This is a genomic window from Melioribacteraceae bacterium, from assembly GCA_019638015.1.
In the GTDB taxonomy this organism is placed as follows: domain Bacteria; phylum Bacteroidota; class Ignavibacteria; order Ignavibacteriales; family Melioribacteraceae; genus JAHBUP01.
Map to the genome: position 1 here is coordinate 3578695 of JAHBUP010000001.1, position 25260 is coordinate 3603954.

21 protein-coding genes and 1 tRNA gene are annotated in these 25260 nt (G+C 34.6%); 8 read left to right on the plus strand and 14 right to left on the minus strand.

The annotated features are described in order from the left end of the window. Positions 1-34: 34 nt before the first annotated feature. Positions 35-106, minus strand: a tRNA-Arg gene (locus KF816_15330). A gap of 168 nt (positions 107-274) precedes the next feature. Here KF816_15330 and KF816_15335 point away from each other — a divergent pair. Next, a complete protein-coding gene (locus KF816_15335; protein ID MBX3009392.1) occupies positions 275-790 on the plus strand; it encodes a hypothetical protein in 516 nt (171 codons plus the stop codon). After that, positions 771-1220, plus strand: coding sequence for a hypothetical protein (locus tag KF816_15340; GenBank protein ID MBX3009393.1), 450 nt, complete (start codon positions 771-773; stop codon positions 1218-1220). Before KF816_15335 ends, KF816_15340 begins: the two co-directional genes overlap by 20 nt. Before the next feature lie 68 nt (positions 1221-1288). Here the strand turns inward: KF816_15340 and KF816_15345 are convergent, their stop codons facing one another. Both KF816_15345 and KF816_15350 read right to left on the minus strand, forming a co-directional pair. Beyond that, on the minus strand, positions 1289-1861 hold the full coding sequence (locus KF816_15345; GenBank protein ID MBX3009394.1) for a DUF1579 domain-containing protein: 573 nt from the start codon (positions 1859-1861) through the stop codon (positions 1289-1291). 74 nt (positions 1862-1935) lie between these two features. After that, positions 1936-3135, minus strand: a complete 1200-nt coding sequence (locus tag KF816_15350; GenBank protein MBX3009395.1) for an MFS transporter — start codon at positions 3133-3135, stop codon at positions 1936-1938. 92 nt (positions 3136-3227) lie between these two features. Here KF816_15350 and KF816_15355 point away from each other — a divergent pair, with 92 nt between their 5' ends. Further along, the gene (locus KF816_15355; GenBank protein MBX3009396.1) at positions 3228-3671 is read left to right on the plus strand and encodes a hypothetical protein; all 444 of its coding nucleotides are present in this window, start codon (positions 3228-3230) and stop codon (positions 3669-3671) included. A 4-nt stretch (positions 3672-3675) separates the two neighbouring features. After that, complete coding sequence (locus tag KF816_15360) at positions 3676-4914, plus strand: hypothetical protein (protein ID MBX3009397.1); 1239 nt, start codon at positions 3676-3678, stop codon at positions 4912-4914. 41 nt (positions 4915-4955) lie between these two features. Here KF816_15360 and KF816_15365 read toward each other — a convergent pair whose 3' ends face one another. The 4 genes from KF816_15365 to KF816_15380 all read right to left on the minus strand — a co-directional run bounded on the left by KF816_15365 (position 4956) and on the right by KF816_15380 (position 12580). After that, positions 4956-5831: an EamA family transporter gene (locus KF816_15365; protein ID MBX3009398.1), complete on the minus strand. Its 876-nt coding sequence runs from the start codon at positions 5829-5831 to the stop codon at positions 4956-4958. A gap of 1 nt (position 5832) precedes the next feature. After that, a complete protein-coding gene (locus KF816_15370; GenBank protein MBX3009399.1) occupies positions 5833-8820 on the minus strand; it encodes a carbohydrate binding domain-containing protein in 2988 nt (995 codons plus the stop codon). Positions 8821-8944: 124 nt separating this feature from the next. Beyond that, positions 8945-11761 (minus strand): DUF4968 domain-containing protein, encoded by a 2817-nt coding sequence (locus tag KF816_15375; GenBank protein ID MBX3009400.1) that lies wholly within the window; start codon positions 11759-11761, stop codon positions 8945-8947. Between the two features lie 144 nt (positions 11762-11905). After that, a complete protein-coding gene (locus KF816_15380; protein ID MBX3009401.1) occupies positions 11906-12580 on the minus strand; it encodes a DUF2461 domain-containing protein in 675 nt (224 codons plus the stop codon). A gap of 65 nt (positions 12581-12645) precedes the next feature. On the opposite strand from KF816_15380, the gene KF816_15385 reads away from it, so the two are divergent. Next, a complete protein-coding gene (locus KF816_15385; GenBank protein MBX3009402.1) occupies positions 12646-13284 on the plus strand; it encodes an HAD family hydrolase in 639 nt (212 codons plus the stop codon). Between the two features lie 31 nt (positions 13285-13315). Here KF816_15385 and KF816_15390 read toward each other — a convergent pair whose 3' ends face one another. Further along, a complete protein-coding gene (locus KF816_15390) occupies positions 13316-14758 on the minus strand; it encodes an amino acid decarboxylase (protein ID MBX3009403.1) in 1443 nt (480 codons plus the stop codon). A 1-nt stretch (position 14759) separates the two neighbouring features. Further along, positions 14760-15614 carry an alpha/beta fold hydrolase gene (locus KF816_15395; protein ID MBX3009404.1) on the minus strand — a complete coding sequence of 285 codons (855 nt, stop codon included), beginning with the start codon at positions 15612-15614 and terminating at the stop codon, positions 14760-14762. Between the two features lie 140 nt (positions 15615-15754). Between KF816_15395 and KF816_15400 the strand changes: the two genes are divergently transcribed. The 3 genes from KF816_15400 (at position 15755) to KF816_15410 (ending at position 18917) form a co-directional block, all read left to right on the plus strand. After that, complete coding sequence (locus tag KF816_15400) at positions 15755-17440, plus strand: proline--tRNA ligase (protein MBX3009405.1); 1686 nt, start codon at positions 15755-15757, stop codon at positions 17438-17440. A gap of 111 nt (positions 17441-17551) precedes the next feature. Beyond that, a complete protein-coding gene (rsmI, locus tag KF816_15405) occupies positions 17552-18226 on the plus strand; it encodes a 16S rRNA (cytidine(1402)-2'-O)-methyltransferase (GenBank protein ID MBX3009406.1) in 675 nt (224 codons plus the stop codon). 145 nt (positions 18227-18371) lie between these two features. Continuing rightward, on the plus strand, positions 18372-18917 hold the full coding sequence (locus KF816_15410) for a NifU family protein (GenBank protein ID MBX3009407.1): 546 nt from the start codon (positions 18372-18374) through the stop codon (positions 18915-18917). 49 nt (positions 18918-18966) lie between these two features. Here the strand turns inward: KF816_15410 and KF816_15415 are convergent, their stop codons facing one another. From KF816_15415 to KF816_15435, 5 genes are all read right to left on the minus strand, one after another. Further along, positions 18967-20304, minus strand: a complete 1338-nt coding sequence (locus KF816_15415) for a lysine 2,3-aminomutase (GenBank protein MBX3009408.1) — start codon at positions 20302-20304, stop codon at positions 18967-18969. Between the two features lie 185 nt (positions 20305-20489). Next, positions 20490-20654, minus strand: coding sequence for a hypothetical protein (locus KF816_15420; GenBank protein ID MBX3009409.1), 165 nt, complete (start codon positions 20652-20654; stop codon positions 20490-20492). A gap of 80 nt (positions 20655-20734) precedes the next feature. After that, positions 20735-21199, minus strand: coding sequence for a Cys-tRNA(Pro) deacylase (gene ybaK / locus KF816_15425; GenBank protein ID MBX3009410.1), 465 nt, complete (start codon positions 21197-21199; stop codon positions 20735-20737). A gap of 14 nt (positions 21200-21213) precedes the next feature. Next, positions 21214-23283 (minus strand): carboxy terminal-processing peptidase, encoded by a 2070-nt coding sequence (locus KF816_15430; GenBank protein ID MBX3009411.1) that lies wholly within the window; start codon positions 23281-23283, stop codon positions 21214-21216. A 112-nt stretch (positions 23284-23395) separates the two neighbouring features. Next, positions 23396-25237 carry a hypothetical protein gene (locus KF816_15435; protein MBX3009412.1) on the minus strand — a complete coding sequence of 614 codons (1842 nt, stop codon included), beginning with the start codon at positions 25235-25237 and terminating at the stop codon, positions 23396-23398. Positions 25238-25260: the final 23 nt, after the last annotated feature.

The window sequence follows — 25260 nt, forward strand, 5'->3', positions numbered from 1 at the left end:
TATAAGAAAAAAAATATAATGAATTCTAAAGCAGTACCCCCGGCGGGATTCGAACCCACATCTCGAGCTCCGGAGGCTCGCATTCTATCCATTGAAATACAGGGGCATTTTTTAACAGTTAAATGTAATCATAAAAATTATTTATTTTATTATCATTTAAGAAATCATCTGATACTTTCGATAATGAGGGAGAATTAATTTTATACTTATTTACTTAATTAAAATTTACTAATTTATTGCAGCAACAATTTTAGGATATCTTATGGCAGCATCAATGAAAAAAATTGTCGGGGAAGTTATCTCATCATTAAAGAAACATCCTTCACCAGAAAAAAAGGGGAAATCTTTCTGGGATTATTTAAAAGATCAGCTCTACTCTGAAACTACGTGGGATCAATCCGATCTTCTTGTAATCGAAAATGAGATCGGAAAGCAGTTATCCAAGCTTGAGAGAAAAGATTTTATAAAGCTTTGGGAAAGTACCGATGTTGCAATGGACAAGTTGGACATGGATCAAACTCCCGATACTGCTGAAATGAAAACTGATTTGACTAATGAAATTCTTGGTCAAGTTATGGATAGAATGGATGATAATTACTCTGGGGGAAGTTACTATACTCCTGCCGAAAGTTATGTTGCAGTTGAAGAAGAAAAACCCACAAAAAGTGATGAAGATGGGGATATCACAGAAGATATTGATCCCAAGGAAATTGATGAGGAATTTGATTTTGACGAAACCGATCTTTTTGAAGATGAAGATTTTGACGTCGATGAAAACAACAATATTTAGTTTATTCTTTTTACTTGTTTTTCCGGTTTTACTCTTTCCTCAAAACATTAAATTGTTGCATGAACCAACGATTAAAGATACCCTCAAAATAAAAAACGGGTTTTCCTCATTTTTTAATAGCTATGCTGAAGACCAGATGAAGTTTGATGAATTTGCCCGCCATAGCATTTTTAATAATCCAATGATTTATGATTCTTCGAGCGCATTGCTTGCCGCAAAATTATTTATATCTAATTCAATAGAAAACGACCCGATCAAAAACAACTTTACTATGAGTGTACTAAATCCTCTTAAACAGCAATTTGCTGAATCACAGAACCTTAAAGAGTTAAAAGCAATTTTAGGTGCGGTTCAAGTAGGTGCTGTTGGATTTCTCGCATACAAGCACATTAAAGAATATGGGTTTTTGAAAGAGAAGAAAAAGAAATAAAAGCAGAGCCGATTTTTAATCAACTCTGCTTAATTTTGATGCGGTTTACAATCAACCAGATTAAAAAATTATTTTACTCTCTCATATTTTTGATTGAACATCTTCATTTCTTGACCATCCTGAGATAGAAACATATCAAATTCGAGATTATCTTCATTAATTATTCTACTTACTGATCGGTATTTTATTTGTTGACCGGTCATCGGGTCTAAACCTTCTCCACTGTACTCGATATGCTTTGTTGTTTCATTCATCTTCCCCTTCATGGTAGTTATTCCAGTACCCATATTATCAATCCAAATTGTAATAAATTCTTTTGCTACATTATCATAAGCGTCAATGCCAATACCTTCAAATGGCATTCCCATCATTTCTCCTTTTTGGGTTGTCTTGAAATATCTGCCTCCAAGCAGAGATTCGATTTTCGCACTCCCAATAGTTGGCGTTTCTTCGCCTGTCATAGGGTTAGGCATATTGGTGGTTACTTTCCAATCGCCAACCATTTTGGCCAATAATTGATGCATCGGCCCCGGACTCATTGCTTCCTGCCATTTCTTCATCATTTCGGCTTGATCTTGAGCTATAAGTAATACTGATGAAAAAAGTATAAGGATTGTGATTGTGCCCTTAATTACTTTCATTGAATTACCTTTCTAAATTGTTATTGATGTGCGTGATGAAATTAAGAAATATTTGAATCAAATCTAATTAATATTTATGAAGTCCGAATTCTCATGAAAATAAATCCGGAGATAATTGATAATAATAACGAAACTGTCCATACTGATCCCGCACCATAGTTCTCAAAAAGCATTGTCCCGAACCAAGGCCCCATCATAAAGGAGAAACTGAAAGTCATCTGAAAATATCCCATGTATTCACCTCTGCGTGATTCATCCGATACCAGTGAAATATATGATGCGCTCGCTGGAAAGAAAATCATCTCTCCAAATGTCCAAATTACTATTGTTATAATTATCCACCATAATTCTGGAGAAATAAGCATAGCTCCATAACCGAGACCGCACAAAATTGATCCAAGTACCAATGATTTTTTATCACTCCAATTACTCATCGCGTTATTTAGTGGTACTTCAATAAAAATTATAAGCACTGTATTAACCGCCATCAATAATCCAAATATCACTTCGGTATGTTTTAGTTCATGAACAAGATATAATGGGAACGCGCCAATATGCTGGAAGAATACAATCATAACCGGAACCAGCGCAACATAAAAGAGAAGTATGTTTTTATCTTTTAATATACTTCTGTGATTTTTCTCTATTACATCTTCCTTTGTAACGCTTTCACTCATTTCTTTATTGATTGAAGCATGCGGTTCAAACTTAGCGAGTATTAAAAAAACCCATGCTGTAAATGTTGAAAACCCATTAACGTAAAACAGTAAAGAAAAATCGACCATAGCTAGAAGCCCACCTATAACCGGGCCAATGCTCATTCCAAGATTGATCGCAAGACGATTTAGAGCAAATGCTGTTTTTCTCTGATCCGGGGAAGATTCAATTGAAATGTAAGAAAGATTTGCAGGGCGGAATGCTTCGCTAATTACAGACAAAATTAATGTTATAATTAAGAATAAAATATACTCATGAACAAATGAATAGCAGACTAGAGTTATTGAAGTAAATAGAAGAGAGAATTTCATAATACGCATCGAGCCAATTTTATCGCTCAGTCTTCCAACAAATGGAGATGTGATTAATGCTCCCGCTCCATATAACGATAGAACTATTCCAGCCTTTGAGGGGGTTATTCCTTCACTTCGGGTTAAGTAAAGAACCAAATAGGGTAATACCATTGTTCCGCTTCTATTAATAAGAGTGGCAAATGATATTAACCAAATATTCCGTGGTATTTTTCTAAGTGAACTCCAGGGATTCATTAAAGCCAAAAAATATTTAAATAATTGTAAAGATAAGTTTTGGTTAAAGCAAATCACTTTCCAATTAGTTAAGTTTGTAACAAAAGTTTGGGAGAGTAAAAATGAGGCTAAAGGTTACACTTGGTCTGCTAAGTATTATTGTTTTAGCCGCCTGTTCATCATTGGTTTTACAACCAGGTGATTTTGCATGGCCAATCGAAAATGTGCTTAAGGTAGATGGAAAAGGTAATGTTGAGGAAAAACGGTATTCATTTAATCTCAACGTAAAAAAACTTTTTTATGCGGAATTCGCCGACTCGAATTCTTATAACGGAAAAGAAGTTAGATTAATTCGCGATAAAGCTGGATTTTATTTTATGACTGGAGCCGGATTTAAAAATGTGTATGTTTTTATTCCTGTTGAATCGGGATTGAAACTTGAAAATAAAATTTTAATATCTGAACAAAGCCTAAATTCTCCAATAATAAATCAAAAATCCCCCAATATTGAAATTATAGATGGTACAAAGAAGTATCTGCTGAACAGCAAAGGAATTGTGAGGTAATATTATGAAGAAACTGTTTTTGTCAGTATTAATGTTTGCTGCGATCTCATCGGTAATCGCACAGTCCGATTTTGAGAAAATTCAAAATTTCAAAACAAAATTAGCATTAATTGAACAATCGATTAAAGATGCAGCTTCAATTGAAGATTGCGATATAGTCGAAAATGAAATAATAAAACTAAAGACTGAATACTCACCATCTAGAACATTAATTGATAATTCTCTTTATCCCGATGATTGGTCTACCTCTTTCGCTAGAATAGAACAAAATTTAAGAATCAGAAGAGGCGACTTTGGACAGATTGTTGAGCTTCGAACTGAGGTTGGAGTATTGAGAGATAAAGTCTCTGAAATAAGCATTAAGAATGAAGGACTAATTTCTCAAATAAGGCTGCTACAAATTAATGCCACAAAAGATGCTCAAACAATAGCTTCATTAACTAAGCTCGTTGCTCAGTTAAAAGCTAATATAGCTCAGCGCGATGAATTAGTTCGCGGTATTGTGGATAGTCTACTTGCCGAATTTGTAAAATATCCAACCACACTTAATGATGTTGAAAAACAATCAATCTTTGAACGCGTTGATAATGGAAATCTTTTTTATAATGTAGAAAGAACGATTGCCGACAATGTGCAATTTATGAAGGTAACCGAGTTGCTTCCCGAAGATCTTTCTGAGATGAAAAAACAGTACCGCGATTTTAATAAAGTGTGGCGACAAGTTGGGCCGAAGCTTGCCGACATTTATATGAGTAAAAGAGATAAGGCTTCTCACATTGCCAACATCGACAATATGTTTCTTGATTGGAATATGAGATTGAATGATGAAATGTGGGGACAGGTAAACCGATTATTCAGAGAAAAACAACTTGCGTTGCTTCCATTCAAAAGCGGCGAACAATTTTTCAATAGTGTTTCATCATTTATTGATGATGAAATTAAGAATCAAAAAGTTAAAAGTTCTTCTGAGTCAGAAAGGGTTTATAACACATTTATTGATAGTGTCTATTTCAAATCAGTAGAGCCAATTTGGATTCCAATACTAATTGAAAACAGTATGATGAGCGAAGCGAATAAAGATTCTATTGACGCAAAAATTGGTAGATGGAAAACCGAAGTTGCACCGGGTGGAGCTTTCAATTGGGTATATATACTACTGATTGGAATAATTGTGGTATTAATTGTTGCACTTTTTCTTAAAGGAAGAAAAAAAGAAGTAATAGTTAAAAACGAAATCGATTAAAATAGAGATGGCAGAGATGCAGATTACGCGTCTCTGCTTCTTTAATGATTAAACAGAATGATTAACACTGCCCCAGCAATCATAATTATAGATCCTATAAACTTTCGCTTTATTTTCGTTTCTGCAAAATATTTATAACCCATCCAAACACTTATTAATGATGATATTTGAAACAATGCTAGTGCATAACTCACATTCATTCTTTCAAAAATGAAAAGTGTGGTTAATTGCATTAATCCGGTACTCAAAAACAATACAACAAAATACCATTTATTTGAAATTAATGAACTTCTCAATTCAACGATACTTGTATTTGATAGAACTAATAAACCTATTAATGAGAATATTAATCCGGCGGCACTCCACGCCGACATAGTTAAAAATGGGTCGGCATGCATTAATGCTTTTTTGAGAAACACTGCTTCTGTTGCGGAAAGAATTAATGCACCAATTCTATACTGTACACTCTTCTCCTTAAACAAAGTTATTAACGAAAAACCTTTCGCATTTTTATCCGCAATAAAGTGACTTCCAAACACGATCAGTATGATTCCAATAAATCCATAAAAACCCGGCAGTTCTCCAATTAAGAAAAATGAAACAAAAATACTTACAACCGATTTATATGAATTGATCGGTCCCAGCACAGATAGTTGTCCCACTGCCAATGCTTTTACAATCAATACATTTGCTAATACAGATAAGGTGGAGCAAAGAGTCAGATAAAAATAGAATTCAACTGGAATACCTCTCATAAAAAGAGGGAGCCAACCTGGAATAAATGCAATGGTTAAAAATAGGTGGGTTGTAAAAATTACAAACATCGGATTGACCGACGATGTCACAAGTCTCTTTTGAAATAGATTTGATAAAGGATTTGCCGTAATTCTTATAAATATTAATAAGGCAATCAACATGCTATTTCATAAGCATCATTTTTTTTACCGAAACAAAATCCCCCGCTTGCAAACGATAAAAATACATTCCGGTAGAGAGAGATGAACTAATTGTGAACTTCACACTATATGTTCCTGGAGACTGTGCCTCATTCACCAAGTCTGCGACTTCTCTCCCAAGAATATCATATACTTTTAATGATACATGAACATTATCATTTCGGTGAGATGATATTGACGAGAAATTTTTATGATTAATTGCGCCTGTTGGTATTACATAACTAATTACTGTTTCGGGATTAAATGGATTTGGATAATTTTGCATAAGTTCAAATTTATCCGGTAAAGATTTTTCACCAATTAAATTGCTGACTGTACCATCGCCAAATTTTTCAATACCATACCATAAAGTAACATCTCTGCTCTGATCAAACAAAATTTGGAATTTGTTCGGTGCAATTGGCAGAAGTTTAATTTTCAACGAACTTTTTATTGCTCCTCTTTCATCGAGAGGGTAAACATATATCGAATCTGCATTAATATTTGCCAACACTTTTCCTTTTAGAGGATATACCTGAGTTGGCGCGCTTCCCCATTTATTGCTTATTGAAGTATTGGTAGTATTCCAAACCATGCCGGTATTTTGAATTTTAGACCCAATCGTGATCAATGATAATTCTGAATCTTCGAGAGGTTTATCAACCAAACTAATCCAGCTTACCGTACCAAAATCAGAATTGTTCAGATCGAGAATCTGTAGCTTAGTGTTAGCAATATTTTTAGAGTTGACCAGATAACCGGCAATTCCAATATACTTATCAGTATTTAGAGAAATCATTCCATCGGTGGTATTGTAAATTATCTCTTCGGTATCAGTTTGGAAAATCGGACCGCTTACTTTAGGCAGAGTGTTAAAATTAGAAGTTGAGCCAGAAAAATATTTTTTAACTTTTACTGCATGTTTGAGTCCAATCTTTCTATCAAAAAATGAATACCCGTTCCAATTAGCTGCATCATTCCCGGGAATTGAATATAGAGTATCGCGAGTAAAACTAAGCTCAATGGGACTTACTGAAGGTTTGATATATCCACTTCTGAATGCGTGGGAAACAGAAGGAAACTGCGCCATAAGAATTGAATTACGGTTAACTTGAAAGTACCCATTAATTTTATCGATGTTCCACTCATATGGTTCGTCATAAGCAAAATAGATAAGCGCGTCGGCATCGTTGAAAGCCGAGTAGCCGAGTGAAAATACTGTAGATTCAATATGATATTGATTTGGGAAAGGATGCTGATATTCACTAACAGTAAATGGTTTTCCAACTTCCGGCACTCCCGTAAATAAAGCCGGAATTGTTCCTCCTTCGGAATTTTTAACCATCGGAGTATTATTTACAGTCCAATCAATTGATGACCAGGGCTCTTTAGGAAAACTCGGATGGTCCCAATAAGAATGATTATCTACATAATCGGCATCACTCATTGAAGCTAAATCAGCAGGACCAACATTCCAGTTCGAGCCATTAATAGGGACTTTTACACCCAGTTCATTTTTAAGATATGCTAACATTTCCTTAAAATAATTCCGCTGAACTTCAATATAAAACTCCGACATATCCCTCACTCTTTGAGGAGAATATCCTGGACAATCGGCATAGTCCAATCTTGCTATATTTCTGTTTTCAATTTGTTCATTTTCCTTTAATCCAACTACACTTGCATATGCAACGCTCACTTCGTCGATCCAAAAACTCCCGGTACTTTTTCCAAGTGCAAAAGAAAGTCTTGCATGCCCGGCATTATTTTCTGAAGCCTTAACACTAAAAGTAAAAACGTCCCAATTAGTGCCAACAGTAAATGACTTTCCCCCATACCAATTCCAAGGACTCTGATCATTCATCAGAGAAACATTTATCTCTTTTGGGGAATCTGCGCGAATTGCAAATGATACCGTATAGAGTGAATCTCTTTTTAATGTGATTGTTTGCTGTTTAAATTGAATATTCCAATCGATTCCCGAAGAATTTGTAACCGTTACTTTGCATGAGCCTGTTCCTCTGAATGTATTTTGGTTATCAACCGAAATTGTTCCGCTTGCTGGAGAATGCTGTTCTAAAATCCAATTTGTAGTGTTTGTTTCGAAGCTTCCGTTTTTAATTTGTTCTGATGAACTGCTATTTTTTACCCCCTTACTCCAAGCTAACTGTAAAGCGGTTGTTGAGTTATATTTCTGGGAAATAAAATTGTTAAATAAACTATCAAGCATTTTGGAATATCTTGTCGGAAGTTTTCCCCCTTTATTGATAGGCTTTAACTGATTATCGCGCCACATTCGATATAAAGAATTTTCATTTGTAATTTCAACCATAGCCATCACCGGGTCATTTACGAGAGATTTTCCGGTATAAGGATTTACATGAGTTAATAATTGTCTCGCATATTCCTTGTGTAAGGATATTATATAGGGATCAAAGAAATTAACTCCTTTTCCAAATTCGGGAAGAGAATCATAGTTAGCAACCTGATCAAAGATTCTAAATGTCCGCGATACATGAAGATTCATATTAATATAAATTCCATTCTGCTTCAGTGCAGCAATATAATTTTCTAAAAGATCGAGATAGGTTGAATTTAATTCACGTGTATATGTTTTTCCCAATAGACTTCTATCAGACCAGGGGTTATCGAGATGATGAAGACGGATAAGATTAAATCCATATTTTCTTAATCTGCCCGCTAGTAATCCCGCAATATTTTTTGGAGGAAACGCGGCATCGGCACCACTGTTAGTACCCCAAAACCGTATTCTATTTCCATTAACACTAAATTTTCCTTCAGAATCAATTGAGACAAAATCGTTATCCCCAATGGTCTGCTTTGGAAATTTTGGTAAAAATTTTTGAGTCGTGGTGTCGGTGGAAGGAAGATAAAAGTTGAATCCCCCAGTAAAATTTTGGGAATTGATTTGTGATGAAATCACAAGGACGATAAGGATAAATTTTTTCATGTTCGATTGATTTTATATTATTCTTTTAAAAAATAGGCATGATTAAAGAGATTTGAAAATAAAGATATGGTCAATTTTAAATAGCCGGATTTGATATTCCAAATCCGGCTTAATATTTCACTAATTATTTTCTAACAACTGTTAATTTTTTGCCTGCATATTTTATGACAGCATCCGGTTCCGCCAATAAATTAAACGACTGATTCTCCTCAGGATTAACAAAATGAATTCTGATATTTCTTTCTTGAAGCATTCCCTTAAAACTACCTTTTCTTTTTTCAATTGTTAATGATTTTGTCTTTTCTAAATATTCAAATCGAATAATAGAAAATGCTCCCTTTTCATAATTAAAATTCACATTTTCATCTTCATATAAATCAAACACGGCATCTTGCCCGGTGTAAATTAATAAATCAATCGGGTCTACCGGTTTTTCTGTCACATATTTTATTTCCGGTCCAAAGGGAATTATTGAACCGGCTTTAACAAATATTGGAATTTCTTCATAAGGCGCATCAACATTTAATCTCTCCCCGCCTTTAAAATACTTTCCACTTTTTAATTCAAACCAATTATTCCCTTTTGGCAAATAGATTTCTCTCCCGCGCGATTTATATTCTGTGACGGGATTAATCATTAAAGAAGGACCAAACATAAATTGAGTTCCAATATTCAACACATTTTTATCATTTGGGAAATCCATTACGAGAGGACGCATAATTGTTCCGTTCTTTTGAGTCACCATTCCGGTAAGAGAATAAATGTATGGCATTAAACGATACCGCAGTTTATTATAATAAACCATTGATTCATAAGCAGGATGATCTTCGGGAGCTATGTTATAAATTTCCCGATATGGAAACTGTCCGTGCGAGCGAAACAATGGGAGAAACGCTCCGAGCTGAAACCAGCGGGTATTTAATTCACGCCATTCGTCAGTATCTTTTTCAGTTTGATTTTCAAATCTTGGCTCAACAGAAAAACCACCAATATCAAATGTCCAATATGGATTACCTGACAGAGCAAAATTTAAACCCGCGCTAACTTGTGCTTTTAGATCATACCATCTTGATGCAATATCTCCACTCCATGTTGCCGCGGAATATCTTTGCTGTCCGGCAAATGCAGATCTTGTTAAAATAAAAACTCTTTTGTTCGGATCAGATTTTCTCTGTCCTTCATAGATTCCTTTCGCGTTCATTAATGAGTAAGAATTCGCGTAACGGAATGCGGAGCCAAGTGCAGTTGGTCCCATTCTTAATATTCTCTCATTATCTGATAGATTACTTTGAAGATCCGGTTCGGTTGCGTCGAGCCACCATGCATCAAATCCTTTACTAAATAATTTATCATCAATCTGATTCCAAAATAATTTTCTAGCGCCTTCATCGTAAGCATCATAAAAAGTTGAAACATATCCTGGACCCACCCAATCTTTTTGCCCAACTTCAACATTACGTTTATATAGCCAGCCTTTCTCATTAAAGGTATTATAGTTTTCTGTTCCTACATAAAATTTCGGCCAGACAGAAATCATGATATTAGTATTTAATTTATCATGAAGTTCTTTGTTCATTGCGAGGGGATCCGGAAATCTGTTCAAATCAAAATCATGATCTCCCCATTTATCTTCCGGCCAGTAAAACCAATCCTGTACAATATTATCTATTGGAATATTTCTCTTTCTATATTCACGAACTACATCAAGCAGCTCATCTTGAGATTTATAACGCTCTCGACTCTGCCAAAAACCCATAGCCCATTTCGGCATCATTGGAGCTTTGCCGGTTATTGTTCGGTATCCGTTTATTACTTCATCAAGATTGTCACCATAAATAAAATAATAATCGATTTGATCAGCAACTTCAGACCATAATGAAAAAGTTTTTTGAAAATCTTCTTTTGAGGGAGATAAATATTTCAAACCTAGGAAAGCTTCACCGAAAGCCGGAATCCATTCAATTCTTATTTTATATTCTATTCCCTTTTTCATATCTAGATTTACAATTCTCGTCCAGGGCATCCAACCTTGTCGCCACGATTCTACAACCAAAGAATCATTAATATAAAAATAGGCGTATCCGCTCGAGTAAAATCTGAATTCATGATTACCATCTTCTTGAGAAGATAATGTTGTAGTAAATCTGGCACTCCCTTTATTATAGTCAAATCCCTCGGGAAGTTTTGGTTTATCTTCAATGAAGTTATATGGAATATTATCTTCATTTCTTGTAATTAGTGGTACTTCGAAATTTCTATCCTGGAAGTATTCAGCCTTTATTTGATTTGAATTTAACAGAGGATTAATTTCAGCATAATCGCGCACATCGCCGAATTTAGTTCGTGAGTTATTATCCCACAATATTCCATAATTTTTACTCGAAGTTAGGAATGGGATTATATCAATAACATTGTATTGCCATAAATCAACATTTTTTCCTTTGTAATTAAAAAAATCATTCTGATGGGCGCCCAAACCATAAAACGCCTCATCATCGGCACTATTAAATATTTGTCTAACATTAAAAGTTGTTTCTCCAAAAACTTCAGCAGTTTTTATTTCTCTTTCTTTCTCTGATGTAATTTCATTCCCCTTTTTATCATAATATTTAATTATGCCGGTAGATTTTTCAATCTTAACATCTAGTTTTTTTGTGGAAATAATCAGCTCATCCGGAAATTCTTTTAAGTTCCATTTTGTTTTTTCCCACTTTTCTTTACTAACCATCAAACTTTTTCTTGAGGAGAAATCATTACCTTTAACAGCGGTAACATGAATAATCTCATCGGTGCAGACTTGAATTTTAATTTGATCGGCTCCATAGACAGATGCCGGAAGTAGAAGTTTTATTCCATCCTTAAGTTTTTCATAACTCACGCCGGCGGGAAAGACTTCAGTTGAAATTAAAATTATAAATAATAGACTAATAATTTTTTTCATGTTACAATCCTCAAAATGTTTAACGTATAACTTTTCTAAGACCATTATAATCAAATGTAGAATGCCATATGCAACCTATCCCACATTTTATCAGAAAATCGGGGATAGTAAACAACACTATTTTCTTAACATTTTGTGCTATCATCATGAATTATGAAGCGCGTTTTCCAAATATTGTGTTAGAGGAACCCCAGCATTGTAATAATCGAAAAGAATATCGCTCAACTCATCACTCATAATTAACGATTTATTTAATTCAGCACGGGAATAGAACTGCATATTATAAATTAAAGGCTGAACAATTGCCGCTTCGGTTAAATCCGGAGGTAACCTTTTCGATTTTGTCCCTAAAATTTCATTACCGAATTTCTCCACAAACCTTTTATTCAGTATTACTTTATTAAACTCTTTGATATTACCCGCTATTTTACTCCTAATTTTTGCAAGTCCCTCTTTATCAACATTATATAATCCCGTATAAACATTTATCCCTTTATGATTCAATTCAAAATAAAAACCGGGATCGTTTAAAGCTTTTCTTCCACCATGAGAAACCAACGCAGAGCAATAAGTTTTGTAAGGGGTTTTGTCTTTCGAGAAACGGATATCCCTATAAATTCGGAAAATGCACTCCTTGGGATCTGATAAAGTTAATGGATCATCAAAACTGATTCTAGTGAGCAGTTCACCAACAAGATTAAAGAATGGTTCTTTGATATTCTTTTCATATCTGGGTTCATTCTCTGTAAACCATTCTCTGTTATTATTGTTTTCAAGTTCTTTAAAGAATTTTACAAAATCTTTTGAAAAGTATGCCACTATTCAACCTCACAATAAAATTATTTTTATTTTGTGCATGCAATTTTAACAATAATGAGAAATTAATGCTTGAAAAATACAAACACGTAATCTGGGATTGGAATGGCACAATTCTTAATGATGTTGAGTTCGCGGTAGAATTGATTAATCACCTTTTGATAGAGAGAAATTTACCTTCCCTTACTGTCGAAAAGTATAAAAGTATTTTTACAATTCCTGTTAAAGATTATTACGCTAAAGCCGGCTTTGATTTTTCTATTGAGTCATTCGAAGTTGTTGGTAAAAAGTGGATAGATAATTATGAAAAAGGAAAATTGAGCTGCAGTCTGTATGATGGTGTAACCGATATTATTAAGAGAATAAACTCGCTTAGAATCGGGCAATCTGTTTTATCAGGATACAAGCAAAATACACTTGAAGATATTGTAAAGCATTATCAACTCTCTCCTTACTTCGATCATATTTTAGGATTGGATAATATTTACGCAGGAGGAAAGATGCACCGGGGAATTGATTTAATGAAAGAACTGAATCTTGAAAAAGGAGAATCATTAATGATTGGTGATATGGTTCATGACTGTGAAGTAGCTATGGAAATTGGGGCTGATTGTATTTTACTAGCCAACGGTCATCAAAGCAGAGAAGCATTAGAAACATGCGGTGTACCGGTAATAAATGATATTAGAGAATTATTAACCCTCTAATAATATTTAAAATGTGGAATTTAAACTGATATTAGTTTTTCAATACGTGGCGGTAACATTCGTTAACCCAATTCCATGCGCGTATTATATGTCTTTCCTCCTGTCTTATACCTGAAATTACTAACCGAATCGTAAAAATCCCATTAAGTTTTGTGTGTGTTAAAAAGAATTCACCAGTTGAATTGATTTGTGATAATAGTTTTTCATTAAAAGTATTTAGTTGAGATTCATCAAAGTCAGCAACTACCGCCCTAAAACAAACAGTACTAAAATTTACAGGAGCGAGCAACTCAAAATTATTATCTTCATCAATAAATTTGGCAAAACGATTTGCTATTCGGATGTGCTCGGCAATTCTTTCTTTTAATCCGGCAATCCCAAAATATCTTATTACAAACCAAAGTTTTAACGCACGAAACCTTCTGCCCAGTTGAAGCCCATAATCCATATAATTTTCTACTTGCGAATCCTCGCTACTCTTCAGGTATTCTGGTATTAGAGAAAATGCTCGTTTTAATATTTCCGGTTTTCTAATAAATAGAGTACTTAAATCGATTGGCACAAATAACCATTTATGAGGATTCGAAACAATAGAATCAGCTTTATCCCAGCCTTTAAAAAAATGTCTGCATTCCGGCAGCATAGCGGTTACACCGGCATACGCCGCGTCAACGTGAAGCCATATATTTTCTTTATTGCAGAATTCTGCTATCTCCTCAACTGGATCAACTGAGGTACTCGATGTTGTACCAATTGTTGCAACAACACACATCGGCACTATTCCGGATTTGCGATCTTCATCTATAGCAACTTTAAGTCTCTCAACAATCATAGAAAATTTTGAATCGCACTCAATTTTCTTGATTCCATCCAATCCTATTCCCAATGATAATGCGCTTTTTTCAATTGATGAGTGGGCATGCTCGGAACAATAAACTCGAAGTTTCGGGATTCCGCTCATTCCCTTTTCCCTAATTCCCAAATTCAAATACTCCCGAGCACAAGCCAATGCGTGAAATGAACTAATTGACGCGGTATCATAAATCATCCCCAAATAATTTTCCGGAAGTGCAAGCATTTTTCGGTACCATATTAATACTGTCTGTTCAAGTTCTGTTAGAGCAGGAGATGATTTCCACACCATTCCATTAACATTGAAAGCTGAGCTTATGATATCTGCGAGTATTCCGGGTCCACTAGCGGTAGAAGCAAAGTAAGCCATAAATTTTGGATGCTGCCAATGAGTGATTCCGGGCAATATTATATTGTTCAAGTCTGCAATAATATCATTAAAACTTTCCGGATCTGACGGTGCTTCCTGAGGTAATTTATTTTTAATATCTCCGGGAGTAACACTTGGCAATACAGAAAGGGCTTCGAGATTATCGAGATAATTGGCAGACCAATCAATTAGTTTATAACCCACCTCTTTAAACTCGGGTGAGGGCATGTCGAGATTATTTTTTTCTTTCATATTAAAACTGAATTTTATTTATCCAATTATAAATTATAGTCATAAGCTCAATCCGTTTATCCGAAAATGAATGCCCTGTTTCAAGAATATGTACTTCAGTATTTGGATTGGCTTCCAATAAATTTTCGGATAAAGGATAATGATGGATTTGCAGCGGAGCAATTGAATCGTATTTTGCTCCGAACAATAAAATATTTTTTTTCGCAAATGATTTTAGATGGTTTAATAAATTCCAATCAGCTTTATTTTCGATCAATTCATTTAATAAATTTTCGGCAGATTCATTGTTAACATAATTCATCGCGTCAATCATTTGAGAAGCAGAATAACTTTTTATTTCTTTATTAGATTCCAATATTTGTCCAAACATTCCGGCATTAAATGGAGCTATTGCGATGATATTTTTTACATAATCGTAATTTATTGAACTGTACAGTGCCGAAAAGCCTCCCATGCTATATCCTAGCATAACAATTTTTTTTCGATCAACACGAAATTTTTCAAGGCAAATATCACTAACTAAAAAATCTAAGGCCGCTTTAGTATCGCTAACTATATTTTGAAAAGAGTAGCTGCCATCACTTCCCCATGAACCACTATAATTAAACCCCATCACATTAAATCCATACCGCTGAAACATTCGGGCAATGTCGTGATTTTTTTCATTGCCGGGAAAACCATTCAGCATTAACACTGTTGGCTTAATACTCTCTCCCGATGCAATAAACATTGTTCCAAATAATTTACTTTCGCCATTAAAAAACTTTAAAGGTGACATAGTTGCCGGAAAGTTTTTATCCGGTGGAGCGTCTTCATAAATGGGATTAAACTCTTTGAGGTTCATATTATCTTTCATAATTCTCGGTGATTGTAATTTAATTTGGCCAAGTCAAAAATAGAGATAATTAATGATGTATAAAATTTAATAAAGCTTTTTTCCATTTAGCACCTCATTTCTTATCTTTGCCCAACATTTAATAATAATAAGTTAATAATATGAGAATCAGCAAATCGTTTATCCCTACTTTAAAAGAAGTTCCCTCAGAGGCAGTAATTCCAAGTCATATTTTGATGATACGGGCTGGATTGGTGCGACAATTATCAGCAGGAATTTATTCATGGCTACCGCTCGGTTATAAAATTATAAGAAAAATAATGGATGTTATTCGTGAAGAGATGAATGCCATTGGTGGGCAAGAATTTCACTATCCAGCACTAAATCCAAAAGAAATTTGGGAACAAACCGGAAGAGTTGAAGCATTTGGTGATATTCTTTTTCATATTAAAAATAGAGATTATGTACTGGCTCCTACCCATGAAGAAATTGTTGCCTATCACGCGAAGGGAGCTATTGTTTCTTATAAAGATATGCCTCAAATATGGTATCAGATTCAAACCAAATTTAGAAATGAACCAAGACCTCGAAGCGGTGTTATACGAGGCAGACAATTTATTATGAAAGACGCTTACACTCTCGATAAAGATTTTGAGGGACTTGATATTGGTTATGCATTACATGATAAAGCGTACAGGGCAATCTTTGATAGATGCGGGTTAAAATATTTTGTGGTTGGAGCATCGAGCGGGGCGATGGGAGGAAGTAAAAGTGAAGAGTTTATGGTTAAGAGTGAAGCCGGAGAAGATACCGTAGCTTATTGTGAAAAGTGTCAGTATGCGGCAAACTCTGAAGTTGCGCAGTCAATTGCAGAACCGGCAAAAAAACATGATGAAAGCAAAACTGTCTTTGAAATTTCTACGCCGAACATAAAATCAATAGATGAACTTTGCGCTTTTTTAAGTATTAATGAAAAAGAAACCGCCAAATCTAGAGTATATATTCATGAAGGTACTCCCGTTTTAGTTTTAATGAATGGAAACGATGAGGTCAACGAAACAAAACTTGGTAATGTATTGGGCGGTAATGTTCGTCCTTGCCATCCTGAGGAATTAAAGGAGATAAGTGGTGCCGATGCAGGATCGATTGGACCAATTGGATTTAAGCATAGAATTTTAGCGGATAATCTTTTAAAGAACGCAAATAATCTTTACAGCGGCGCAAACAAAAATGATTATCACTTAGGTGGAATTGATTTAACGCGCGATGTGGCAGGAGTTGAGTATTTTGATTTAAGAATTGCACAGAGCGGAGAAAAATGTATTCGATGCGGATCTCCACTTGAAGTGTTCAAAGCAATTGAGCTTGGGCATATCTTTAAGCTTGGTACTAAATATTCTGAAGCTCTTGGTGTAAATTTTCTTGATGAAAATGGAAAAGAAAAACCGGTTGTTATGGGAAGCTATGGTATTGGTGTAGAAAGAATACTTGCTTGTTTTATTGAACAGAATTATGATGATAGAGGATTAATTTGGAAAGAACCACTTCAGCCGTTCGATATTCATTTAATCGGTTTAAATATGAAGAATGCCGAAGTATCAAAATTTGCTGAAAAAGTATATCTTGATTTAATAGCTGATGGTTACGAAGTTTTGTTTGATGACCGCACAGATGCAAGTGCCGGATTTAAGTTTAATGACGCTGATCTTTTGGGTATGCCGGTTCAAGTTATCGTTGGGGAAAAGAATTTGAAAGAAGGTAAAGTTGAACTGAAGAACCGTAAAACGGGAAACAAGATTGTAATTGCATTAGATAATTTATTGAATCAACTGCAAGAGCATTTTTAATTTGTTATGTTGAATCAAGTTGATGCTGAAACAAGTTCAGCATGACAATGGTTATCGCTCTTTTAGCCGTCATCCCGAACTTGTTTTGGGATCTAAATAGTAGGAAGATTAATGAAATCCAAATTACATATTGTTTCTACTCCAATCGGTAATTATGAGGATATTACATTACGCGCGTTAAAAGTTTTAAAAGAAGTTGATTTTATTATTTGTGAAGAATTTAAAGAAGCCCGCAGACTGCTCTCACAATATCAAATTGAAAAAGAGCTTGTCTCTCTTAACGAACATAATGAAGAGGAATCCTCCCAAGAAATAATTGCCCGATTAAAAAAGGGGGAAACCGCGGCTTTAATATCGGATTGCGGTACTCCCCTATTTTCAGATCCGGGTAAATATTTAATACATAACTGTATTTCTGAAAAAATTGATTTAATACCTATTCCGGGGGCTAATTCACTTTTACCGGCTCTCGTTGGGTCGGGATTTAGTTTAGATAAGTTTTATTACGCCGGATGGCTTTCTCCGAAAACAGAAATTCGCAAAAAAGAATTAATCCGCCTAAAAGCAATAAAGGAGTTAATAGTAATAATGGAAACTCCCTACCGATTAAAGACTATATTGACAGATCTCGAAAAGATATTTAATCCCACCACACATATTTGTGTTTCATTCGATATGACACTTGCTACCGAAAAATATTATAGAGGAACAATCCAAGCTATCCTTAAATTAGTGGAGGAACAAAAACTTAAAGGTGAGTTTGTTCTTTTAATTAATAATAGATAAGAAAAAAGAATGATTGTTTTATCCAATTCGCTTAATTTATAATAATAGAACGATTTCTATTAATCCTATGTTGTATTGAATTGTAGAGGTTAAATTGCTTAGATTTCAGACAAATAAAAACATTATATAATAACTTGGAGAAAATATGTTACAGGTTCAGGATGTGGATCTCACACCGAATCCCCAAGCGCTAAAATTCATTTTGAATGAAAAACTTTTAAATAGAGAAACCAGAAATTACCAGAATAAAGAACAAGCTATTAACGATCCTTTAGCAAAAGGTATCTTCGAAATTGAGGGAGTAGTTTCTGTTTTTTATATGGATAAGTTTATAACCATTGAAAAGGATTCTAAAGCAGCATGGGGTCAAATTCAGAGACCATTTGTTGAGTTCATCAAAAATTTTGATAAAGCACAAATTCCGGCAGAAGTCGAAGTGCCGCAAATGTCATCTGAGGAAGAGACCGAACTTCTTAAAAAGATTAATGAAATATTGGATACCAGAGTTCGTCCAGCATTGGCCGGTGATGGTGGTGGATTGGAAGTTATTGGATTAGAGGGAACTACTCTTTCAATACGTTATCAAGGAGCTTGCGGAAGCTGCCCAAGTTCAATTCGAGGTACATTAGTCGCAATTGAAAATTTATTGAGAAGAGAAGTCAGCCCTAGTATTGAAGTAATACCCGGATAAGTTTAATTATTATTTTGAGAAGAAAGCCGTTGAATTCAACGGCTTTTTTTTATTCGAAATTCTGTGATTCATCGTCATAAACATGTTCATTAAATATTGTCTCGAGTTCTTCCTCGAAGAAAAATTTATCCTCACCAAATGCCGGTTTTAATTCATCGAGCCAAATTGCATCTTCATTGTAATCTGCAAAAAATGGGCGAGCAACCCAGTCGGGATTTCTCCCCTGTAAAAATCTCATTACAATTATTTTTTGCTTGTTAACTTCACTAACTCCAAGCATTTGAATTTTACCAGGTGTAGCACTCATACTGGGACCTCGAACAGTTCTGCATACACCACTCACAGATTGGTAAGCTTTTCTAAAAATATTCCACGCCTCAACTAAGGGCATACCAAAAAAGTGCTGTGCACCGGTATCACGCGCAACAAACATATAATATGGGATACAGCTTAAATTAACCTGCTTACGCCACATCTCACTCCAAATTTCAGGTTTATCATTTATATGTTTCATAACCGGCGATTGTGTTCTAATCTGCGCACCGGTGGCTCTAATTCTTTTAATTGCTTCCTTAACCGCATCTGTTGATAGCTCAATTGGATGATTAAAGTGAGCCATTATTGCCAGGTTTTTTCCTTTGGCAATAATTTTATCGAACAGTTTTATTAACTCATCCGCATCTGTATCTTTAGTAAATCTATAGGGCCAATAAGCAAGCGCTTTTGTACCAAAACGGATAGTTTGAATATTATAGAGGTCATCATCAAGTAGCTCATCAATATAAAAAGCCAATCTTTTTGTGCTCATAATTAATGGATCTCCGCCAGTAAATAAAACGTCTGTTACTTCGCGATGTGCCTTTAAATATTTTATGAGAAGTTCAACCTCTTTCATCGCAAATTTCATATCAGCCATTCCAACAAATTGAGGCCATCTAAAACAAAATGTGCAATACGCATGGCAAGTTTGTCCTTGACTTGGGAAGAAAAGAACTGTTTCTCGATATTTATGCTGAATCCCCGTCAATTCAATTCCATCAATTGAAGGTACATTGTGTTTTTGCCCCGCGGGGTGGGGATTGAGTTCATGTCTAATCTCATTTATTAATGGTTTCATCTCATCAATTTGATGCCCATCATTAAACATTTTTTCCACTTTAGAATAATGATGATTCTGAAGCATCTCCTTTCTCGGAAATGTAAGTGTAAAAATCGGGTCATCGGGGATATTCGACCAGTCAATTAAATTCTCAACAACATAGTTGTTGGTTTTAAAAGGGAGAACATTGCCGACTATATCAATAGCGTCATAGTCAATTTTGCTGAGTTTTTTTAGCGCGTCAATCTCCATGTAATTTCGGAGAGTATAATTTTTGTAGGTATGCATGATACCTCCTTTTTATTGAGATAATGGACAGCAGAGGAAATTTAGTGGGCGAAGTTTTGCCCGGTGAATCTTGAAGTGATTACAAAATAAGAAAAATTAGATAGAAGTCAAGGTTATAAATACGATTTTTAAAACTGAACGAGCCGACATTAAACCGGCTCGCAATAAAAAACTAAGCAAAAGAATTATTTAATCTCTGTAACTTTGCTTATATCATCAAGCTTAACAAACTTTTCATTGAATTTATAATTTCCTTCAGCAGTTTTAATTGTCTTGATGAATTTTACATTAACACCGGAAACTTGGCTTTTCTTCTTCGCTTTATCGCCAAATGATTGTTGTTTTGCCATTACATATACTCCTAAAAATTGAGCCCAAATTTATAGAAAAAAGGATTTAAATAAAAATTATTGTGCTATTTGCTTTAAAATCAAATTAAATCTGCTGTTTTAGCATCAATTACGCGTTTTAAATCTACTGGTGCTATTTTAATTTGCGTTCCCCTCACACCGGCACTTATAAAAATAAAATCGAAAATCTCACAAGTCTCATCAATAAATGTTGGAAAAAGCTTCTTCATTCCAATTGGAGAACACCCGCCCCGAATATAACCCGTTAATGATTGAATCTCCTTCACTTTTATCATCTCAATTTTTTTTGAAGAGGAGACTATTGCAGCTTTCTTCAGATTTAATTCTTGGTCTCCTGGGATCACAAAAACAAGTAATTCATTTTTTTCATTTCTAGTAACAAGAGTCTTAAAGACTGACTCCGGATCGGCATTTATTTTTTTTGCAACGGAAACAGCATCCAGTTCATCTTCGCTTACATCGTAATCAAATGTTTGGTGATCTATTTTTTTTGATTCTAGAATGCGTACCGCGTTAGTTTTCATTTTTAATTAATAAATTATCCAACTTTGGAAAGTATTAGATCTGTTAATATTCTGCCGCTTTCCTTCAAATCGAAATCCGGTTCACTTTTTTTAACAGCCTCAACCTCTTTTTTATCTTTGATTTTTATTCCAGTCAATTTAGCTCTCTCTTCTTCCCTTTTCTTCTTTCTATCCTCGGCAAGTTTTCTCTCTTCTTTTCTTTGATTCTCATTTAGAGAAACTGTTTTCTTTGATTGATTAGCATTAAACTCGGCAATTTCATCTAAATGAATTTGATACTCGGGATCTGTTTTCATTCTATGATCATGTTTTTTCAGCAGCATCTGAATAATATCTTCATACTCATTCACTTTGCTGAACTGTGTAGTATTAATTTTATCGAATGCAAGAGCGCTCGGTTTAGCCCGTTCCCCCATCTCTTCAGTTTCGTAAGGGGACGGAAATTCTATATCCGGCTGAACTCCTAATCTTTGAGTGGAATTACCGGTAATTCTGTAAAACTTTGCGACTGTCATTTTAATCTGTCCCATTTTTTTATTTGAAACCGGAACAATTTTATTAAGATCAATCATGTTTTGAACAGTACCTTTGCCGTACGAATTTTCACCCAAAACAATACCTGCTCCATAATCTTGAATAGCGCCGGCAAAAATTTCCGAGGCTGATGCGCTGAATCTATTAATAATTACCGCGAGCGGACCATTATAATACACATTGGCATCGTAATCGTTTTCAACCTCGATAATATTTGTTGAATTTCTCACCTGCACAACGGGACCCGTTTTAATAAACAAACCGGTTAAACTAATTGCTTCTTGAAGCGAACCGCCCCCATTATTTCTTAAATCTAAAATTACCCCATCAACTTTTTCTGTTTTGAATTTATCAAGTATCTTTTTTACATCACGTGTTGTCGAGCGGTAATCGGGTTTCCCCAATCTATGTCCTTCCCAATCAGTGTAAAAGGAGGGTAATTTAATTACTCCATATCTGTAATCAATTCCTTCATTTCTAATATTAATTATTTCATCCTTAGCCGCTTGATCTTCTAACTTTACTTCTTCTCTAACAATTTTTATTTCCTGAGGAGCGCCGTTTATACCATCTTTTGCTTTTAAAATAGATAAACGAACAGTGGTGCCTTTTTTACCTCTAATTAATTGAATTGCGTCATCCAATCTCCAGCCAATAATATCAACCAGTTCACCATCTTCTCCTTGTCCAACGGCAATAATTCTATCTTCTTCCTGGAGAAGACCGCTTTTAAATGCTGGTCCACCAGCTACAATACCGGCAACAATAGTATAATCATTTTCGGAACGAAGTGTAGCGCCAATACCTTCAAGAGAGAGCTTCATCGCAATATTAAAATTGTCTGAAGCCGCGGGAGAAAAATAATCTGTGTGAGGATCAATTACCTGTGTAAATGAATTAACAGCTAATGAAAAAACATCTTCTGCTTCGTACTGCAAAATTATTTTATGAAAATTTTGATATCGCTTCAATATAACTTCGGCAGAACTTTTTTGATCTTTTCCGCTAAGTACTAAATTAAGAATATCACTTTTAACCCGCAGTCTCCATAGTTCGTTAAGCTCTTCAGGAGAAATCGCCCAGGGCAACTCTTTACGATCGGGGACGAATGATTCATCCACCGTAAAATCAAACTCTGTACTCAAAAGATTCCGAACATGCTTTATTCTTTCGTCTAATCTGTTCTTATAAATATTAAATATTTTGAAGGGTACTTCTAAATTTCCTTCTTTTAAAAAATCATCAAACTGAAGTCTGTAGGTTTCAAACTCATCAATATCAGATTTCAAAAAGTAGAGTTTATTATTATCTAAATTTTGAATGTACTCATCAAAGATTTTGGAAGATAATGAATCATTTAACACTTGCTTTTTATAGTGGTAACTAGAAAGCATTTGTGTAATTACCTGACTAGTCCTTTTGTGAAATTCGTCCGGTATTACTACTGCCGATGAATCAATTTTATGATTTTTATTTAATACCGCTTCAGGGTTTTGAGCAAATATATTTATAGCCAAAACGAAAAGGGTAAATACGATAAGTTTTTTCATTTATTTCCCGATAGTTAAATTATTGAGTCTTTCATACAAACTTAGTCGATCAATGTTTCGTGTAAAACTTGATCCCTATCAATAACAAATAAAATCAAAAATAAATTCTATTTTAATTTTTATAGAATAATTCGACTCTGCCAATTTGAGCTTTTTCTTTGAATACTATTTTCAGATATCTATAATTAGAAGCATCACTTAATTGAGTATGATAATTAATTGGAACCCAGTACCCATAATATTCTTGTCCAGAAAAATTCGAATTTGATGACATTTCCAGACTTTCATAATTCAGATTATCGAGCGAAACAAAAAATTCGAGCACCGATTCATTCATTTCGGCAAATGTAAAAAGATTAATTTCGCTCAATTTTCCATTAACCATATAAATAATTTCAGTATCCTCTTCAGCGTGTAATCTATACATATCCTCTCTAAATACTCTGTCGTTTTCCGAATCAATTCGAACATCACCTCTCCAGTAAAATAGATTCCCATGATTATTTCCATTATCAACTAAACATTTATTTTCAACGTTAACTGGACCAACAATATTGGAGTATTCGGATTTTCCAGCGGAGTTTTTTGCTGTTACTCTGTAAAAATAACTTTTCCCAATCTCTGAACTTTCGTCATTAAATAGAGGGAAATATTGAACCTCGGAATCATCGATATCAAAACCTACTATTTGCCAATTTCCATTTACAGTCTCAGATCTTTCAACATCATAAGTAGCCGCACCAACAGAACCCTGCCAGGAAATATGAGCAGGGTTTTCAATGGGTAATAATTTAGGTGCGATAGGAATTTCCAACTGAGGAACTGGTAGTCCTCTAATTTCAAAAGCTTTTTTTCTCATTAAGGATAAAAGATTTTTTTCATCATATTCATTACCGGAATTAAATCCTGGCCAATGATAAGCTTTATATATTCCAAAACCGAGCGGTTCGGAATGCCAATAAAATCCACCCTCTCTTCTGTGATATCTCAAACTCCAAATCATAGCTCCGGCAATATTTGAATTAATAATTTTATTAAGTGCATGTTCAATTGCCGGCGTTCCAATAAATCCAAATTCACCAACTACATACACTTTACGATTTCCCAACTGGGTAATCCGGTCATCCAAATTTTGAAATAATTCAGATGGATCTACTTCGTAATGATGTGTTGTTACAATATCGATTGATGGCTCATTTAGAGCTTCTTCAAAAAAGGGAGTGTTATTAATTGCGTTAAATCCATCCATAACAAGATGATTCTGATCTAAACTTTTAATGTACCTGGTAATTTCTCTCGTCCATGAAAAAGGAGCGGTTAATTCATTCCCCGTCTCCCAGCATAATATTGCTTTGTCATCTTTATATGGAATTCCCGTGACTGAATTAATTCTATTAATAACAAATTTTATTGTTGCTTTTACATCTTCAATTAGCTGGGGATCGGTCCAAAATTCATCTTCTGTTTTATCCCGGAATTCGGCATACTGTGGTCTTCCTCCCATCCATTGCCAGCAGTTTACAAATGGAAGTATCAATCTGATACCTACTTTATTCGCAACAGCCAGCATCGTATCCATTGTTTTGAATGACTCCTCATCAAACTTATTTGGTGCAAGAACATAAGTTGGATAGGACTCTTCCCTAATATTTCTAACTGGAATTGTATAATTGCGTATTACTTGTCCCCCAAGCTGTTTAACGCTTTCCATCGCATCAATTAATTCAAATGTATTGGGCATTCTGTAGGGATGTTTTACTTCAGGAGCAAATTCATCTTCAACATAATTAAGGTTTGGAATATTGAAGGATATAAAGCGGAATTCTTTATCGCCGTCGTATAACTTACCTTCTTTAGCAGTAATAAAATTTTGAAATACAGACTGCTGAGCAGATAGTGATCTATTTATTAATATCAATAATAGAATGGTAATAACTATGCAAGTTCTAAACATTCTACCTCCTTAAGTAATTCAAT

Excerpts from the sequence above, each read along its gene's own strand:
- KF816_15335 (MBX3009392.1), top strand. The coding sequence starts at position 275 with ATGAAAAAAATTGTCGGGGAAGTTATCTCATCATTAAAGAAACATCCT.
- KF816_15340 (MBX3009393.1), top strand. The coding sequence starts at position 771 with ATGAAAACAACAATATTTAGTTTATTCTTTTTACTTGTTTTTCCGGTT.
- KF816_15345 (MBX3009394.1), bottom strand. The coding sequence starts at position 1,861 with ATGAAAGTAATTAAGGGCACAATCACAATCCTTATACTTTTTTCATCA.
- KF816_15355 (MBX3009396.1), top strand. The coding sequence starts at position 3,228 with ATGAGGCTAAAGGTTACACTTGGTCTGCTAAGTATTATTGTTTTAGCC.
- KF816_15360 (MBX3009397.1), top strand. The coding sequence starts at position 3,676 with ATGAAGAAACTGTTTTTGTCAGTATTAATGTTTGCTGCGATCTCATCG.
- KF816_15365 (MBX3009398.1), bottom strand. The coding sequence starts at position 5,831 with ATGTTGATTGCCTTATTAATATTTATAAGAATTACGGCAAATCCTTTA.
- KF816_15370 (MBX3009399.1), bottom strand. The coding sequence starts at position 8,820 with ATGAAAAAATTTATCCTTATCGTCCTTGTGATTTCATCACAAATCAAT.
- KF816_15375 (MBX3009400.1), bottom strand. The coding sequence starts at position 11,761 with ATGAAAAAAATTATTAGTCTATTATTTATAATTTTAATTTCAACTGAA.
- KF816_15385 (MBX3009402.1), top strand. The coding sequence starts at position 12,646 with ATGCTTGAAAAATACAAACACGTAATCTGGGATTGGAATGGCACAATT.
- KF816_15390 (MBX3009403.1), bottom strand. The coding sequence starts at position 14,758 with ATGAAAGAAAAAAATAATCTCGACATGCCCTCACCCGAGTTTAAAGAG.
- KF816_15395 (MBX3009404.1), bottom strand. The coding sequence starts at position 15,614 with ATGAAAGATAATATGAACCTCAAAGAGTTTAATCCCATTTATGAAGAC.
- KF816_15400 (MBX3009405.1), top strand. The coding sequence starts at position 15,755 with ATGAGAATCAGCAAATCGTTTATCCCTACTTTAAAAGAAGTTCCCTCA.
- rsmI (MBX3009406.1), top strand. The coding sequence starts at position 17,552 with ATGAAATCCAAATTACATATTGTTTCTACTCCAATCGGTAATTATGAG.
- KF816_15410 (MBX3009407.1), top strand. The coding sequence starts at position 18,372 with ATGTTACAGGTTCAGGATGTGGATCTCACACCGAATCCCCAAGCGCTA.
- KF816_15415 (MBX3009408.1), bottom strand. The coding sequence starts at position 20,304 with ATGCATACCTACAAAAATTATACTCTCCGAAATTACATGGAGATTGAC.
- KF816_15420 (MBX3009409.1), bottom strand. The coding sequence starts at position 20,654 with ATGGCAAAACAACAATCATTTGGCGATAAAGCGAAGAAGAAAAGCCAA.
- ybaK (MBX3009410.1), bottom strand. The coding sequence starts at position 21,199 with ATGAAAACTAACGCGGTACGCATTCTAGAATCAAAAAAAATAGATCAC.
- KF816_15430 (MBX3009411.1), bottom strand. The coding sequence starts at position 23,283 with ATGAAAAAACTTATCGTATTTACCCTTTTCGTTTTGGCTATAAATATA.
- KF816_15435 (MBX3009412.1), bottom strand. The coding sequence starts at position 25,237 with ATGTTTAGAACTTGCATAGTTATTACCATTCTATTATTGATATTAATA.